The organism is Alteromonas sp. Cnat3-28 (genome assembly GCF_022348265.1).
GTDB classification, from domain to species: domain Bacteria; phylum Pseudomonadota; class Gammaproteobacteria; order Enterobacterales; family Alteromonadaceae; genus Alteromonas; species Alteromonas macleodii.
In genome coordinates this window covers 42,529-59,411 of record NZ_JAKREY010000003.1, presented here as the reverse complement: position 1 = coordinate 59,411, position 16,883 = coordinate 42,529, and the positions used below count along the sequence as shown (strand labels likewise).

Sequence of the window (16,883 nt, the reverse complement as noted above, 5' to 3'; positions counted from 1 at the left end):
TTTGTGTAATGTCAGCTATGCTGCTTCTGAGCGAGAGGTTTTGGTTGTAATTGGTGTTACGGTGGCTGACTCTAATGAATCAAGGTAATGAATAAGAGATAAGTTACCGTTCACGTCTTCTGACAATGCACTGCAGTTTTCTATCCAGTCCCCATCATTAATGTAGTGAATGCCGTTTTCAAAGCTGCTTTCAGGGTGATGAATATGGCCACACACAACACCGTCGAGCCCCATTTCATCGGCGCGCCTGCAGCATGCTTCTCGATAACGGGCGATGGCTTCATTCGCTCCCTTAATGTGTTTTTTAATATAGCCCGCAAGTGACCAATATTCTCGCTTGCGCCACGCGCGTAGGCGATTAAACTCTCTATTTAGAAAAAGCAAAAGGTCGTAACCTTTATCGCCAATCCACGCATGGAATTTGCCCATAGTTACATCGCCATCGAACTGATCGCCATGTAAGACTAAATAACGCTTCCCTTGTGCTGTGGTGTGAACCAACTCTCGTTCTATTTCTATATCACCGAATGCCATACCAGAATAAGACTGAATTGGTTCATCGTGGTTGCCGGGTAAGTACACCACACGCGTGCCGTCTTGGCTCATTTGCATGAATTTGTGCATGACTTGATTGTGCGCCTGTGGCCAGCGAAATTGCTTGGTCATTTGCCACATGTCAACGATATCTCCCACCAAATAGAGGGTGTCTACGGTTATGCTATCCAGAAAGGAAAGTAAGTATTCAGCTTTGCAGTCGCGATTTCCTAAATGGATATCAGAAAGCCAAAGTGTTCGATAGTGTGTCTTTTTCATAGCGGTTTCCCAAAGCGATGCCTTGGATCGCCACTATAGGTTTGCAAATTGACACTACCGTGACGCTTGCTTGACCATTGTGTTACAGCAACACAAATACGCGCTACAACCCCAACTTATTCGCCACGTCTAAAAGCTTCTCTCTCATCCATACATTCACTAAGTCTTCATCGGCGTGTTTGTGCCAGTACATGTGCACGGGGAGTGGGGGGACGTCAAATGGAAGGGGCAGAATTTCGATATCGAATTTATTACTGAATTGTTGGGCGAATCGCGTTGGCATGGTCAGCAAAAGATCGCATTGGCTAACTACGTTAACGGCGGCAAAGTAGTGTTCACACTGCAATGCGATGTTGCGATGTAAATTGTGCTGAGCAAGGGCTAGATCTACCGTATCTAATTTAGAGTCTTTTAAAGATACAAGCGCATGCTGTGCAACTGAGTAGCTCTTGATACTCGGGTTATCTACGTAGCTATTGCTAGGCGCGCATACCACGACAAACGTTTCTTCGCAGATTAACTGTGAACGAATGTCACGGCTGGTGGGAACTAATGCGTCAATTACGATATCAAGCTCTTTGGCGGCTAACGAGGGAGCAAGCTCGGGCCAGGTAACCTGTCTGCTATTCACCGTGATATTGGGAGTATGTTTAACAAGCTGAGGAATAAGCACGGGAAAAAATATAGATTCTAAAATATCTCTTAAGCCAAGGTTCACCTGACGGGGTTTATCACTTATATCAAAGCCCACTTTACCTTTTAACGTACTTTCAAGGGTTTCTATTGATTTCACAACCGATGCAATAATGCCTTGGCAAAATGGGGTAGGCACGACTTGTCGTCCATGACGAATAAACAGCGGATCATCAAATTTCTCTCGCAGACGACCTAAGGCGTGACTCACCGCAGGCTGAGTGATATGCAGTGCGTTGGCGGCTTTCGTAATGCTGCCCTGATCGTAGACCGCGCGCAGCACAACAAACAAATTTAGGTCTAATTTTCCATGCATATCATTTATGGGTTTCCATAATAAGGCATCATTTTTATTTATTATTAAACAGAGTACACTGGCTTAAATGTTAATAAAAGGTTTCTTTTATAGAGGCTTCTTTTGTAAGGGGCGTGTGCATGCAGGCATCTGTACTTACCGAGGTGTTGTTACCTCTAGCGTTGGCATTTGTTATGTTTGGTATGGGGCTAACGCTAACCCTTGCAGACTTTGCCCGACTACTTAAAGCACCTAAAGCAGTAATAACGGGTTTTATAGGGCAAATTATATTGCTGCCTATGTTGGCGCTAGGACTGTGCTTTGTTTTTGGTCTACCCGATTATATTGCGGTTGGTGTCATGGTTTTAGCGGCATGCCCAGGCGGCACGACCAGTAATTTAATCAGCCACATTGCAAAAGCAAATCTGGCCCTTTCAGTAAGCTTAACCGCTATTTCTACCATCGCTTGCGTTTTCTCAACGCCCTTTATCATTCAAGTTGCTCTTGATTACTTTGTAAAAGAAAACGCGCCAGACTTTTCTATTATTCAAACAGTGATCGGGCTGGTTGGTATATCAATTGTACCGGTCATTTTAGGCATGACCATTCGTCGCTTTAACAGCAGGTTTGCCACTAAAACTGAAAGCTTCTTCCGGCAGTTTTCTATGTACTTCATGTTGCTTATGATTGTGGGCGTGCTGGTTTCAGAAAGAAACAATTTAGCCGCGTCCTTTGAAAGCGCGTTTTTGGTTTGCTTAACGTTAAATTTATCATCGGTATTGTTAGGACTCGGGCTTGCTAAACTTTCAAACCTAGCATTTAAAGACTCGCTCACGCTGGCCATTGAAATAGGCGTGCAAAACGCGGCGCTTGCAATGCTGATATGTATTACCTTTTTAGATGCGCCTGATTACGCGATTGCACCTGGTGTATATGGCGTAGCAATGTACATCGGGCCCGCACTATTGGCCCTGTGGGCAAAACGAAAAATGCGTAACGAACAGCCATCAGTGTCACTGCAAAAGACGGAATCAGTTTGATTGGATTGATAAGGCGGTCAATTCGAGAGAATAGTGAAGTACTGATTAGCGCTTAACACAATAAAGCGCAACTAAACATAAACGCCGATACAAGAATAATGAAACAAGAACAGTTAGGAAACACATCATGCGCGTATTGATTACCGGTGGCGCTACCGGCTTAGGTCAGGCCATTGCCCTTAAGTGGGCGGAAAAGTGGGCAGGCAAAGACGAGGGGTTAGATATTTGCATTGCCGATATTAACCAAGAAAGAGGCGATGAAACAGTAAATACGCTATCCGCCCAAGGTGCCAATGCGTTTTACATCCATTGCGATATAACCTCTGAAAATGATGTTCAAACGTTAGCGAACACCTTGGAAACTCGCTGGGGCGGTGTTGACACTGTGTTTAACAATGCGGGTGTTGCTTCTGGTGGCAGCCTTTTAGATGAGAGCATTGAGCAATGGCAGTGGGTGTTTGATATTAATGTGTTAGGCATGGTGAGAGTCAGTCGTGCACTCTTACCGTTAATGCGAGAGCAGGGCGGTGGCTATTTCATTAATATTGCATCGCAAGCGGGGCTAACGCCTATTCCTTATATGGGAAGTTATAACGCGGTTAAAGCTGCAGTCGTGTCGTTTTCTGAAACCATGAAGTTGGAATTAGCACCTGACAATATTGACGTTAGTGTAGTTTGTCCAAGCTTCTTCAAAACGAATTTAGATGAGTCGATGCGAAGCAGCAACCCAGCGTCGCACAAAATGCTCAATAAGTTCTTTGCCAAAGCAGACATGACGAAAGAAGACGTGGCTGAGTCCATATTTCAGCAAGTCGATAAAAAGCAGTTTCTTATTCTTACCCATAAACTGGGTAAACGCGCTTTCCTGTTAAAGAAGCTGCTGCCAACCCAGCGTTATATCAAAAATATGCTCAATCAAACGAAGATGATGAAGCGTGCAATGGAAAAGCAAATTTAAAGCAAATTTAAAGCAAAATTAGGTAAAACGGAAACGCGCTCACCTGTGTTTGTCGCCAAGCTATCTGAAGATAATTGTCGAGCGGCTCTTGTACAGGCACAAACAGAAGTATCTTCTAGCCAAAGATTGTGAGTTAGCACTTTGAATAGGCCCTTTGAAACAGAATTACAAGAAGATTGAGATATGCAACAACAGGTCGTAGATAAAGCTGACAGCGTACGTGCAGGCGAAGAGCTAGACGTGAGCGCTGTGCACAATTGGCTTAAGGAAAATATTAGTGCCTCCAGTCCATCATTGAAGGCCATGATACAAAGTAGCGATAGCTTGCCTCAAGTCACCCAGTATTCTGGGGGCGCTTCTAATTGGACGTACTGCTTGGACTATCAAGGCAGTAAACAAAACCAGAGCGAACAAACGTCGTTAATTTTGCGTCGGGCACCGGCAGGTACTAAAGCCAAAGGGGCTCACGATATGGGGCGGGAGTTTCGATTACAGCATGCGTTAAAGCCTGTTTACCGCTATGTGCCAGAAATGCTTGGACTTTGTGAAGACGAGAGCGTTATAGGCACAGAGTTTTACGTAATGGAGAAGTTTACCGGCGTTATACCACGTAAGAACTTACCCAAAGGCTTAAACACGTCTGAGCAGCAAACCAAACAACTCTGCACTAATGTACTTGATAGCTTAATCGAGCTTCATAAAGTGGATTATAAGAAAGCGGGGCTTGAGCACTTAGGTAAAGGTGCTGGCTACATAGAACGCCAAATAAGCGGGTGGAGTGAACGCTATAGTAAAGCAAAAACCTGGAATGTCCCCTCGGGTAAAAAAATAATGCGCTGGTTAGAAAACCACATGCCCGCTAATGAACGCATTTGTATTACCCACAATGACTTCCGATTCGACAACGTGGTGTTAAAGCCAGATAACTATACGCAAATTATTGGTGTGTTGGACTGGGAACTCGCTACTTTGGGCGACCCGCTTATGGACTTAGGCAATACCTTGGCGTATTGGGTACAAGCTGATGATGACTTTTTGGCTCAATCAACGCGTCGCCAACCTACTCACTTACCCGGTATGCTAACTCGCAAGCAGGTGGTTGCGTACTACTGCAAAGAGATGGAAATAGATGTAGATGATTTTACCTTTTACGAGGTGTACGGACTTTTCCGTTTAGCCGGTATTGCCCAGCAAATCTACTATCGCTATCACCACAAGCAAACCAATACCCCAGCATTCAAAAACTTTTGGATCTTTATTCATTACTTAATGTGGTGTTGTAATAAGGCCATCAAAGCATCAGGAAAACGATAATGACAACAAGACGCAATATTCTGATCACAGGCGCAAGTTCAGGCCTAGGCAAGGGAATGGCGATTGAGTTTGCCAAACAGGGGTGTAACTTAGCCTTATGCGCAAGGCGCTTTGAGAACCTAGAAAAACTGAAAGAAGAACTACTTTCAATTAATCCAAACATTGACGTGTATATTCGCTCGCTGGATGTCAATGATCACGATGCAGTTTTTGAAGTATTCGACGCATTCAAAGCCGACATGGGGACCCTTGACAGAGTCATTGTGAACGCAGGAATGGGCAAGGGCGCGTCTATTGGAACAGGGTATTTCCACGCTAATAAGCAAACGGCGGTGACTAATTTTGTGTCGGCGCTAGCACAATGTGAAGCGGCAATGGCTATCTTTAGGGCGCAAAATAGTGGTCATCTTGTGACGATTTCATCTATAAGCGCGGTGCGCGGCTTTAGGCGCGCCATGACTGTATACGCAGCAACAAAAGCAGGGCTTACATCAATGACCGAAGGCATTCGAATGGATGTAATGAATACGCCAATTAACGTCACCTGTATTCACCCCGGTTTTATTCGCAGCGAAATAAACGAAAAGGTGGAAAAAGTACCGTTTATTGTCGATACCGATGTGGGCTGTCGCGCGATGGTCAATGCAATCAATAAAGAAAAAGCGAATGCGTTTGTGCCAAGCTGGCCTTGGGCCATCCTTCACTGGATCATGCGTATTGCACCTGCAAGCTCAATAAGAAAAATGAGCTGATAAGCGGATAGCTGAGGTGTGAACACACCGCAAAGACTTTTTATCTAGTGACAAAGCTCGCCTAGTGGTGGGCTTTATGCCTTTAAGTCTAAACTTGCAATCAGTAACCCATGCTAGTTAGCGTCAATAACAGATACAAAAAAAGCGCCGAAGGGCGCTTTTTTAACTACTAATCGTAAAGATTAACCTAGTGCTTTGATTTGTGCAGCTAGACGGCTCTTATGACGAGCAGCTTTGTTCTTGTGAATCAAGCCTTTAGTAGCCATTCTGTCAAGTACTGGAGTAGCAGCAGTAAGTGCAGCTTGTGCCGCTTCTTTGTCACCGCTTGCAATTGCAGCGATAACTTTCTTGATGCTTGTACGAGTCATTGAACGACGGCTAGCGTTGTGCTGACGACGCTTTTCGGCTTGGATTGCACGCTTCTTAGCAGACTTAATGTTAGCCAAGGTGTAACTCCCAAAATAAATTCATGTCAAAAACGAGGGTGCGGATTGTGCCTACCAAACGCCCAAATGTCAAACGATTTAAAACTTAAATCGTTCCGCGTTAAAACGCGCAAGCTATTGAACACAAAGTATGCTCAACACGTTGCACATTCTTTGCGACATTTCTCTGCGACATTTTTTGAAAGAGATTCGTAGTGATATTCTTTCAAGACATTTTAGCGAAGGACATGCATAAACGACAGCACCCCATACCGGGCGCGGATTATAACAAGAAAGTTGTTAAAGATGCACAACTATTTTGAAGAAATCGTTTCGTCTGCGATAGCCTTTAGTTATTATGGCTCGCTTGCAACCTAGCGTTGCCGCTTTGCGGTTAGCAGACGCCTTTGACTATCTTTCAAATGGCTGATGCTATTCAGCCTATTCTTTACCTCTTATTGGAAGTGTGACGTGTCACGGAAGTTAATAAAATCTGGTCTTATCGTCAGTATTATGACCTTGGTCTCGCGAGTATTAGGCTTGGTACGTGATGTTGTTGTTGCCAAGCTTATGGGCGATGGAGCAGCCGCTGACGTATTTTTCTTTGCTAACAAAATTCCTAATTTTCTTCGTCGTCTATTCGCTGAAGGTGCATTTGCACAAGCGTTTATTCCGGTATTAACCGAAGTCCACGAGAACGACGATAAAAAGCAGCTTAGAGAGTTCGTTGCAAAAGTCAGCGGTACATTAGGCGCTATTGTTTTTGTAGTTTCTATCATAGGGGTAATAGCATCTCCTGTTTTGGCGGCTTTATTTGGTACAGGCTGGTTTGTGGCGTGGCTCGAAGGGGACGAGGCCGGAGATAAGTTTGTGCTCGCGTCGACCATGTTAAAAATTACCTTTCCTTATTTGGCGTTTATCTCTCTGACCGGGTTGGCAGGGGCGATACTCAATACGCTCAATAAGTTTGCGGTTGCTGCCTTCACCCCTGTTTTACTTAACGTATGCATTATTGCATGCGCAATATACTTAGCACCTACGCTGGAGCAACCCGCATACGCGCTAGCGTGGGGTGTGTTTATCGGCGGTATTGTACAGTTCTTGTTTCAACTACCGTTTTTGTTCAGGGCAGGGCTCTTGGTAAAGCCAAAGTGGGGCTGGCATGACGAAAACGTGGTAAAAGTACGCACCCTGATGATCCCAGCCTTATTCGGTGTGTCAGTAGGGCAAATCAATTTGTTGTTTGATACCTTCATCGCCAGCTTTTTAGTTACCGGTTCTATTAGCTGGTTATACTATTCAGACAGGCTGCTTGAATTTCCCCTAGGGTTGTTTGGTATTGCCATCGCAACAGTCATTTTACCTACGCTATCCCGAAACCACGTTAGTAATAACCCCAAAGCGTTTGCTGCGAATATCGATTGGGCGTTTCGCATGGTGTGTTTATTAGGCATACCTGCTGCAGTGGGGCTTGGCGTGATGGCAAGGCCTATTTTGACCGTTATTTTTCAGCGCGGCGCGTTTACTGCAGAAACCGCCATTATGGCGTCTTACTCGCTTACCGCGTACTCGTTTGGCTTGCTCAGCTTTATGCTGGTAAAAATTCTCGCGCCAGGGTTTTACTCCCGCCAAGACACCAAGACGCCAGTGAAATTTGGTATTTGGTGTATGGTCGCAAACATGGTGTTTAACCTTATTTTAGCGATTCCGTTTGGTTATGTAGGGCTTGCTGTCGCTACCAGTATGTCAGCTACGCTTAACGCCGCTTTGCTTTATATTACGCTGCATAAAGAAGGTGTATTTGCGTTAAGCCGCACATCGGTTTTGTTTATTGCCCGTGTGGTTATTGCAAGTGCTGCCATGGGCGGGCTTATTTATTATCGCGATCAAGGCTTAGGTTTCTTTGAATTGTCTCTTTCCGCCCAAATGGTAGAGGTAGGAATAACCATTTCGCTGTCGGTTATATTGTTTGTGACCACCATGGTGGTGCTGGGCATGCGACCCAGACATTTCAGAAGCGGCGGCGATTAGTATTCAATAGATGCGAAATAGCGCATGGAGCCAGAATGGCCCGTGTGCTTGGTATTGTGCTCGCGGTCGGCTATAATCGCGAGCTTTGATTTTCTAGCAGTTAAAAGGTAGTGGCTAACAGTGGAATTTATCCGCGGGCTAAACAATGTAAAACCGCACCATAAAGGGTGTGTGCTCACTATTGGCAAGTTCGACGGCGTACACCGTGGTCATCAAGCTGTGTTGGCTAACGTGCTTGAAAAAGCGAAATCGCTATCACTTCCTGCCACCGTAATGGTGTTCGAACCTCAGCCTGAAGAAGTCTTTATGCCTGATAAAGCACCAGCGCGTATAAGCCCTCTTCGCGAAAAGTACGAGTTGCTGCGCCAACAAGGTGTCGACAGACTGCTTGCTGTGCGATTTAACGCGGAGTTTGCTAAGCAAAGTGCCGATACCTTCGTTCACGATTTATTGGTGGACAAACTGGGTGTTAAATTTCTTGTTGTTGGCGACGATTTCCGTTTTGGCAATGGCCGCAAAGGGGATTTCGAAATGCTCGAGGCGGCAGGTCGCCAATACGGTTTCGAAGTAGTAAGCACCCACAGTTTTACCATGCATGCCCATCGAATAAGCTCTACCGCGGTGCGAGAAGCGTTGGCTGACAGCGACTTCGGTTTGTCTACCGAAATGCTAGGGCGCCCGTTTGCTATTCACGGTAGGGTGGTTCACGGCGAGAAAAAAGGTCGCACCATTGGTTTTCCCACCGCGAATGTCATGCTAAAACGTCAAAAAACGCCAATTCACGGCGTGTTCGCAGTTCGTGTCGACGTAGATGGAAAACACTATAACGGCGTTGCGAACATTGGTACCCGTCCTACTGTTAACGGGGTAAGAAACCAGTTAGAAGTCCATATTTTTGATTTGTCATCTGACCTTTACGGCAAGCCCATTACGGTGTTTCCGATGGCAAAAATAAGAGATGAAATTAAATTTGATTCTTTTGAGGCGTTGAAAGATCAAATTCAAGCAGATGCAGCACAAGCGCGTCTGTTATTAGCATAGTTAAACGTGATAAAGTCACGAAAAGTTTTGCGCGTATCAGTTTTATTGAGCTCGATTTTTTAAACGTGGATCCTTGTTCGCGAAACGCGTAAGTAAGTCACTGTGCTAGAACCTATAACGTCAGCCTTGCGCTAGTAAGAACGACACACAGTTTTACGTTGAACCTTTTACATTCAGCGTTTTAATTTGAACATCGCAAAATGAATATCGCCTTCACAATGTGTTAGTGCATTGGGTGAAAATTAAGGTAACCGGATAATACAATTTTATGAGTGATTACAAAGCCACACTGAACCTTCCAGAAACTGCGTTCCCGATGCGCGGTAACCTTGCTCAGCGCGAGCCGAAAATGCTTAAAGACTGGCAGGAAAAAGGGGTATACAGCAAAATTCGTGAAGCGAAAAAAGGCAAAAAGCCATTTATTCTTCATGATGGCCCTCCTTATGCGAATGGCGATATTCACATTGGTCACGCGGTTAACAAAATTCTTAAAGACATTATTGTAAAGTCGAAAAACCTCTCTGACTTCGATTCTCCGTACGTTCCCGGATGGGACTGTCACGGTTTGCCGATTGAATTGATGGTAGAAAAGAAAGTTGGTAAGCCAGGTAAGAAAGTTACGGCGGCTGAATTTCGCCAGAAGTGTCGCGAATACGCACAAAAGCAAATTGACGGCCAAATGGCTGATTTTAAACGCTTAGGTGTGTTTGGTGAATGGGATAACCCATACAAAACGATGGACTTCAAATCTGAAGCCGACATCATTCGTGCATTAAGTAAAATTGTAGACTCTGGTCACTTAGAAAAGGGCTTCAAACCTGTTCACTGGTGTACAGATTGTGGTTCGGCACTTGCTGAAGCAGAAGTTGAATACAAAGACAAAGTATCACCTGCTATCGACGTTAAGTTCCCAGTAGCTGATGTGGCTGCTATTGCAGAAGCGTTTGGTGTGTCTGAAGGTGATTTAACCACACACAAAGCAGGTGTAGTTATTTGGACTACCACACCGTGGACACTGCCAGCCAACCGTGCAATCAGCTTACACCCAGAGCTTACCTATGCGATTGTTGAAGTTCAGCCTTCAAATGAATGGCTAGTGGTAGCGCAGGACCTGCTTGAAAGCTGCATGAACCGTTACGGCGTTGAAGATTTCCGCGAAGTGGCAACCTGTACTGGTGCTGCGCTTGATAAGCTTAAAGTTAATCACCCATTCTTAGACCTTGAAGTTCCGTTAATTCTAGGCGACCACGTTACGACTGAGTCTGGTACAGGTTGTGTACACACAGCGCCAGCCCATGGTGTTGACGACTTTAACGTGGGCAAGCAATACGATATCGAAGTGTACAATCCGGTAGGTAACAATGGCGTGTATCTTGAAAACACACCGCTGTTCGCAGGGCAGTTTGTATTTAAAGCCAACGATGAAATTATCGAAACGGTCAAAGAGAAGGGTAACCTTGTCCTAAACGTAAAATACGAGCACAGCTACCCGCATTGTTGGCGCCACAAAACGCCAATCATTTTCCGCGCTACGCCTCAGTGGTTTGTCAGCATGGATAAAAAAGGCCTTCGCGCAGAATCACTTGAACAAATTAAGCAAACCAAATGGATCCCAGACTGGGGCCAAAACCGCATTGAGAAGATGGTTGAAGGTCGTCCAGACTGGTGTATCTCACGTCAACGTACGTGGGGCGTGCCTATTCCTTTGTATGTGCACAAACTTACCGGTGAAATCCACCCAGAGTCTGCGGCGTTAATGGAAAAAGTGGCACTGGAAGTTGAAGCTAAAGGTATTCAAGCGTGGTGGGATCTCGATGATGCAGCCCTGCTTGGTAGCGAATTAGACAACTATGAAAAAGTGACAGATACCCTAGACGTTTGGTTTGACTCAGGCGTGACGCATTACTTCGTTGTAGACCGTCGCGATGATATCCCGGCCTCTGCCGATTTATATCTTGAAGGTTCAGACCAACACCGCGGTTGGTTTATGTCTTCGCTTATGTCATCAACTGCCATGCACGGTCACGCGCCTTATAAAGAAGTGCTAACACACGGCTTTACGGTAGATGCCCACGGCAGAAAAATGTCGAAGTCGGTAGGTAACGTTGTGGCGCCTCAGGAAGTGACCAACAAATTAGGCGCAGACATCCTTCGTCTATGGGTAGCTTCTACTGACTATCGCGGCGAGATTGCGGTATCGGATGAAATCTTAAAGCGTGCTGCAGATGGCTACCGCCGCGTACGTAACACTGCACGCTTCTTGCTAGCGAACCTGAATGGTTTCGCTGTTGAAGATGCGGTTGCAGAAGAAGATATGGTCGCGCTTGACCGCTGGATTGTTGCTCGTGCTAAGGCACTTCAAGAAGAGCTTATCGAAGCGTATGACAACTACGACTTGCTGGTAGTGTCACAGAAGCTTACGCACTTCTGCTCAATTGAGCTGGGCTCATTCTATTTAGACGTGATTAAAGACCGCCAGTACACAGCTAAAGCAGATGGGCTAGCCCGTCGTTCATGCCAAACGGCCATGTATCATATCATTGAAGCATTGGTTCGCTGGATGGCGCCTATTACCAGTTTTACTGCTCAAGAAATCTGGGAAACGTTACCAGGTGAGCGCAGCGAGTTTGTATTCACTGAAACCTGGTACGAAGGGTTTAATAACTTCACGCAAAGTGACACGTTTAACGATGCCCTATGGCATCAAGTGCTAAGCGTAAAAGACGCGGCAAACCAAGCGATGGAACAGGCGCGTAAAGATGGCGAGCTAGGTGGCTCACTAGAAGCGAGCATTTCGCTTTATGCTACCGAGTCGTTGTACAACGTACTCGCAAAACTTGAAGACGAGCTACGCTTCGTACTTATTACGTCAGGCGTTACGCTAACGAAAGTTGACGGTGCACCGTCTGATGCGAAAGCTACAGACGTAGAAGGTTTATGGTTGAGCGTTAATAAAGCAAGCGGTGAAAAGTGTGTTCGCTGCTGGCATCACCGTGAAGATGTGGGCTCACATGAAGGTCACGAAGAGCTTTGTGGTCGCTGTGTGACAAACATTGACGGTGATGGAGAAGAGCGCCACTATGCTTAAGCTTTTTCGCGAAACAGGCTTGCGTTTTTTGTGGATAAGCGCAATTGCGTTTATCCTCGACCAATGGAGTAAGTACACGGTTATCGACAGCATGTCCTTGTATCAGTCGATACAGGTATTGCCGTTTTTTAACTTTACTTACGTACACAATTACGGCGCCGCATTTAGCTTTTTAGAAAATGCAGGTGGCTGGCAGCGCTGGTTCTTCACTGCCATTGCTGTTGTAGTAAGTGTAGTGATTTTGTGGTGGCTGAAGCAGTCACCCCGTTCGCAAAAAATGCTGCCCGTTGCGTTTGCCTTTATTCTAGGTGGTGCATTAGGTAACGTTTACGACCGTTTAGTCCATGGTTATGTCATCGACTTCTTAGATTTTTACGTAAACAATTACCACTGGCCAGCGTTTAACATTGCTGACAGCGCAATATTTATAGGCGCGGCTTTACTTATTATCGACATGTTTAAAAATGGCGATAAAAAAAGCGAAGGCAACGGTGCAGACGCGCAAACAAGCGCGGCAGACAGTAGCGAAACCATTAAGTAGTATTCGGAAAGGTTATGACAGACTCATTGATAATTGGTGCTGACAACGAAGTTATTCTTCACTTTGATTTAAAGCTAGAAGATGGTTCTGCCGCTGACAGTACTCGTGTAAACAACAAACCTGCCAAAATGGTGATGGGTGACGGTAGCCTTACGCCGAATTTTGAAGCGTGTTTACTTGGGCTTAAGAAAGGTGACAAAAAGTCATTTAAATTAGGCCCTGAAGATGCATTCGGCCAGTCTGATCCGAATAATATTCACTATATGGATAGAAGCCGCTTTGGTGCAGACTTGCAAGTTGAGGAAGGCATGATTTTAGCCTTTGCTCAGCCTGATGGTTCAGAGATTCCGGGGATTATTCGAAGTGCTGCTGGAGACTCTGTTACTGTAGACTTTAATCACCCGCTAGCAGGGCAAACGGTTATCTTTGACGTTGAAATTATTGATGTTAAACCTGGCGTGTCAGCACAAGGTGGAAACTAGTTATGCAAATTCATTTAGCTAACCCTCGTGGCTTCTGCGCGGGCGTTGATAGAGCTATCACCATCGTTGAACGCGCGCTTGAAATGTTCGAGCCGCCCATTTATGTACGCCACGAAGTGGTACACAATAAATTTGTGGTAGATGGGCTACGTGAGCGTGGTGCGCTATTTGTTGATGAGCTTCACGAAGTACCAGACGACAGCATAGTAATATTTTCTGCCCATGGCGTATCGCAAGCGGTAAGAAAAGAAGCGGAAAATCGCGGTTTAAAGGTCTTTGATGCCACGTGCCCCTTAGTGACGAAAGTACATATGGAAGTTACCCGCGCTAGCAAAACGGGCACTGAATGTATCTTGATTGGTCATGCTGGTCACCCTGAAGTAGAGGGCACCATGGGGCAGTACAGCAATGAAGATGGCGGTATTTATTTAGTTGAATCTGAAGCTGATGTGGCAACGCTTGAAGTTAAAGATCCGACCAACCTTTATTATTGCAGCCAAACTACGCTGTCTGTTGATGATACCGCCGATGTTATTGATGCACTTCGCGCTAAGTTCCCCAAAATCAATGGTCCGAGAAAAGACGACATTTGCTATGCCACGCAGAATCGCCAAGACGCGGTGCGCGACCTAGCCCAAGATTGTCAGGTTTTACTGGTTGTTGGGGCACAGAATAGCTCAAACTCGAACCGTCTTCGCGAGTTGGCTGAAAAAATTGGCGCAAAAGCGTATTTGATTGCTGACGCTAATTGCATTCAAGAGGAATGGCTAGAAGGTGTAGAGCATATTGGCGTTACTGCAGGCGCGTCTGCACCGGAAGTGTTAGTGCAAGGTGTGGTAAACAAGCTCAAAGCGTGGGGTGCTGTTTCAGCTTCTGAGCGTGCTGGACGCGAAGAAAATGTGGAATTTGCAGTACCTAAAGAGCTGCGTGTTAAACAGGTCGTTTAATTTATCCGCACTATCAAAATAAAAAAACACCGCACTTAGTTGCGGTGTTTTTTTATGCTTTTGTCTACTGGAAATTCAACAAGTTGCGAATGGATAATAATACCTTTAGAACTGGGTATTTTAACATGAACAGGCTACACCGTTCGGCTTTAAGGTAGCACCTTTTGTGCCGTAAACGTACATTGTAAAGCGGTGTTATAGCACGCTAACCATTTAGAGCCTGTTACTTTAAAGATAAAATGGTTGAACAGTCTGCCTTGTACTTGCTTGCTAGAGCAGGTCACAGAAAATTATACGTTTTAATAACCATTGATACCCAGTGTTATACGCTTTTGTCTTACTATACTACATTGGTGATAACACCAATTTGAATGTTAGGTATATGGCAAAAAAAGATGATTGCTGAAAAGGTGATAATGAAGCGAGTGAAGGGAAGTCATATTCGCGCACAACACGGTGCAGGTCTTATAGAGATCTTAATCACCTTATTTATATTAGCGGTGGGTTTACTGGGTGTTGCTGCGCTCCAGTTTACGGGCTCTTTTGCCAATAAAGACGCAATAAGCCGAACTCAGGCCGAAATGGTAGCAGCACAAGTTGCAGAACGATTGAGAGCCGCCGCTCGCCCAGCAACAGTGGGAGACGGCATGGTAGTCAACAATGCGTACTTCTCTAGCGATACCTATAATTTTGCCACGTTAAGTTGTTCTGGCTCGTCTCATCCTTATCACTGCTACTGTCTGGCAAGGCCGGCAGGGATCCCAAATTGCGAAGGCCAGGCTTGTACTGAAGCACAGATGGCTGAGTACGATGGTTGGGCGCTATCGTGTTCAGCGGTACAAACCAATCCTCAAACTAAAGTGTCGGTATCGTGTGACGACAACAATACGGCAGATATTTACAGCTGTAGTGCAGGTTCTCGTGTAGAAGTGTTGTTGACGTGGCCTGTCGCTTCTTCGGGAAATCAGACCTATACCCTTAATGCGCGATGTAACGAATCTGAAGGTGACAGTAACGCATGTGTGTTTAAGGACATTACATTATGAATGCACGTCGCCACCGCCCACAGCAGGGTTTCTCCCTTGTCGAGTTAATGATTACGTTAACGCTGGGGTTAGTGATATCAGGCGCGATTATTCAAGTGCTCGTCAGTAGTAGTGTGACGAATAAGCTCAATCAAGCCGTGGCTCAAGTACAAGAGTCAGGCCGCTTTATCATGGCTCGCCTCTCAGCAGAATTCTATGAAGTCGGCCGTTATGATCAGATAGTCGCGGATGTGGATACATCCGTTGATATCGTTGCCGAAGCGGCCTATGTGGAAAATCACCCCATCGCTGTAGCAGGGGATTTCGCTACCAACGCGACACTAGGCAGCATACAAACCTCTAGTGGCGGCAGTGATAAGCTGGTTGTGAGCCTACTAAGTGACGAAGATTGTACTGGAAACCAGCACGGCTATGGCGGTCTCGAGTTTCACGTTGTTAATCACTACTTTGTAAGCGGCAGTACACTTAAGTGCACAGGATATGATGGTCGTGTACTTCGTGGCCTAAAGGTGCAGACAGTGTCGCCCCTTACCGTAACATTGCTCGATAACGTCGAAAGTTTCCAAGTGCAGTTCGGCGTTTCAAGCAGCATTACCAATTCTCAAGGGCAAGCTGTTTCGTATGTAACCGCAGATGAAATTGAAGATTTAAGGGCGCTTAATCAACAAGTTGTGTCACTGCGCTGGGCGCTAATGCTTAAAAGCTATCAAAATGAAGTGAGACAAACACAGTCTCAGAAATATGCGCTGTTAAACGAAGCATCTAAAACGATGGACACGGCCCATTATTATCAAGTGTTCTCAAAAACGTTGGCACTTCGAAATATGAAAAATTTTGTCAGGAGTTCGCGATGAAACAACAAGGCTTAGTGATGGTATTCGCACTTCTTGTGTTGCTTTCAATCACTGTTTTAGGGGTAAGCGCGGTAACCAGTAGCTTGTCTCAGTCTAAAATGGCAGTGTCTATGCAGCAAAGTGGTTTGGCTTTTGATGCTGCTGAAGCAGCGATCGCGGGCGTTTTCTTTGAATCTGAAGATGAAACCCTACTTACCGACCCGAATAAGACAGACCCGCTCTCGGAAGCTCGGCAGGGTAACGTGTTTGACCCTGAAGCAGATTCAATGAGCTGTTTCGATGACGGGGAGTGGACTGACAGATACATGACTGAAGGCGGCCTTGCTGTTGGTGACAGACATGTGGTGGATGGCACGTATCAAAGTGAGGCCTCGTCAAAGAGTTGGTCGCGCACTGCCTTTATCAGAGAGCAGGCTTGTCGAGGCTCGAGTAACGTGATTGGTGGAAGCAACGTCAATTGCCATGTATTCATTATCAGAGGATGTGGGAAAGTGGCGGGTAAATCTTCTGTTGTGGCGAACAGCTTGGCTGCCTCTGTATTTGGCCCTGCGTCTCAATAGGTA

General features: G+C 45.6%; 16 protein-coding genes. 13 read left to right on the top strand and 3 right to left on the bottom strand.

The window, feature by feature from the left end; translation table 11 throughout:
* Window positions 1-15: 15 nt before the first annotated feature.
* Both MHM87_RS04255 and MHM87_RS04250 read right to left on the bottom strand, forming a co-directional pair.
* On the bottom strand, window positions 16-813 hold the full coding sequence (locus MHM87_RS04255; protein WP_075177070.1) for a UDP-2,3-diacylglucosamine diphosphatase: 798 nt from the start codon (window positions 811-813) through the stop codon (window positions 16-18).
* 103 nt (window positions 814-916) lie between these two features.
* Window positions 917-1,822 carry a LysR family transcriptional regulator gene (locus MHM87_RS04250; protein WP_239257846.1) on the bottom strand — a complete coding sequence of 302 codons (906 nt, stop codon included), beginning with the start codon at window positions 1,820-1,822 and terminating at the stop codon, window positions 917-919.
* A gap of 119 nt (window positions 1,823-1,941) precedes the next feature.
* Here MHM87_RS04250 and MHM87_RS04245 point away from each other — a divergent pair, with 119 nt between their 5' ends.
* The 4 genes from MHM87_RS04245 (at window position 1,942) to MHM87_RS04230 (ending at window position 5,865) form a co-directional block, all read left to right on the top strand.
* Window positions 1,942-2,841, top strand: coding sequence for a bile acid:sodium symporter family protein (locus tag MHM87_RS04245; RefSeq protein ID WP_239257845.1), 900 nt, complete (start codon window positions 1,942-1,944; stop codon window positions 2,839-2,841).
* A 127-nt stretch (window positions 2,842-2,968) separates the two neighbouring features.
* Complete coding sequence (locus tag MHM87_RS04240; protein ID WP_101565254.1) at window positions 2,969-3,799, top strand: SDR family oxidoreductase; 831 nt, start codon at window positions 2,969-2,971, stop codon at window positions 3,797-3,799.
* Window positions 3,800-3,982: 183 nt separating this feature from the next.
* On the top strand, window positions 3,983-5,113 hold the full coding sequence (locus MHM87_RS04235; protein ID WP_239257844.1) for a phosphotransferase family protein: 1,131 nt from the start codon (window positions 3,983-3,985) through the stop codon (window positions 5,111-5,113).
* Window positions 5,113-5,865, top strand: coding sequence for an SDR family oxidoreductase (locus MHM87_RS04230; protein ID WP_239257843.1), 753 nt, complete (start codon window positions 5,113-5,115; stop codon window positions 5,863-5,865). The genes MHM87_RS04235 and MHM87_RS04230 overlap by 1 nt, the downstream gene beginning before the upstream one ends.
* Window positions 5,866-6,047: 182 nt before the next feature.
* Here the strand turns inward: MHM87_RS04230 and rpsT are convergent, their stop codons facing one another.
* Window positions 6,048-6,311 (bottom strand): 30S ribosomal protein S20, encoded by a 264-nt coding sequence (gene rpsT, locus MHM87_RS04225; protein WP_014950134.1) that lies wholly within the window; start codon window positions 6,309-6,311, stop codon window positions 6,048-6,050.
* A 450-nt stretch (window positions 6,312-6,761) separates the two neighbouring features.
* On the opposite strand from rpsT, the gene murJ reads away from it, so the two are divergent.
* The 9 genes from murJ to MHM87_RS04180 all read left to right on the top strand — a co-directional run bounded on the left by murJ (window position 6,762) and on the right by MHM87_RS04180 (window position 16,880).
* On the top strand, window positions 6,762-8,321 hold the full coding sequence (gene murJ / locus MHM87_RS04220) for a murein biosynthesis integral membrane protein MurJ (protein WP_239257842.1): 1,560 nt from the start codon (window positions 6,762-6,764) through the stop codon (window positions 8,319-8,321).
* Between the two features lie 120 nt (window positions 8,322-8,441).
* A complete protein-coding gene (gene ribF / locus MHM87_RS04215) occupies window positions 8,442-9,362 on the top strand; it encodes a bifunctional riboflavin kinase/FAD synthetase (protein ID WP_014950132.1) in 921 nt (306 codons plus the stop codon).
* A 268-nt stretch (window positions 9,363-9,630) separates the two neighbouring features.
* Window positions 9,631-12,450 (top strand): isoleucine--tRNA ligase, encoded by a 2,820-nt coding sequence (gene ileS / locus MHM87_RS04210; RefSeq protein WP_239257841.1) that lies wholly within the window; start codon window positions 9,631-9,633, stop codon window positions 12,448-12,450.
* Complete coding sequence (gene lspA / locus MHM87_RS04205) at window positions 12,443-12,991, top strand: signal peptidase II (RefSeq protein WP_136782298.1); 549 nt, start codon at window positions 12,443-12,445, stop codon at window positions 12,989-12,991. The genes ileS and lspA overlap by 8 nt, the downstream gene beginning before the upstream one ends.
* 14 nt (window positions 12,992-13,005) lie before the next feature.
* Window positions 13,006-13,473 carry an FKBP-type peptidyl-prolyl cis-trans isomerase gene (gene fkpB, locus MHM87_RS04200; protein ID WP_014950129.1) on the top strand — a complete coding sequence of 156 codons (468 nt, stop codon included), beginning with the start codon at window positions 13,006-13,008 and terminating at the stop codon, window positions 13,471-13,473.
* A 2-nt stretch (window positions 13,474-13,475) separates the two neighbouring features.
* Entirely contained in the window at window positions 13,476-14,420 is a 945-nt protein-coding gene (gene ispH, locus MHM87_RS04195) for a 4-hydroxy-3-methylbut-2-enyl diphosphate reductase (RefSeq protein ID WP_014977011.1), read from the top strand.
* A gap of 395 nt (window positions 14,421-14,815) precedes the next feature.
* Window positions 14,816-15,466: a pilus assembly protein PilV gene (locus MHM87_RS04190; protein WP_080589202.1), complete on the top strand. Its 651-nt coding sequence runs from the start codon at window positions 14,816-14,818 to the stop codon at window positions 15,464-15,466.
* Entirely contained in the window at window positions 15,463-16,320 is an 858-nt protein-coding gene (locus MHM87_RS04185; RefSeq protein WP_014950126.1) for a PilW family protein, read from the top strand. The genes MHM87_RS04190 and MHM87_RS04185 overlap by 4 nt, the downstream gene beginning before the upstream one ends.
* Entirely contained in the window at window positions 16,317-16,880 is a 564-nt protein-coding gene (locus MHM87_RS04180; protein ID WP_014950125.1) for a PilX N-terminal domain-containing pilus assembly protein, read from the top strand. The genes MHM87_RS04185 and MHM87_RS04180 overlap by 4 nt, the downstream gene beginning before the upstream one ends.
* The last annotated feature ends 3 nt before the right edge of the window (window positions 16,881-16,883 follow it).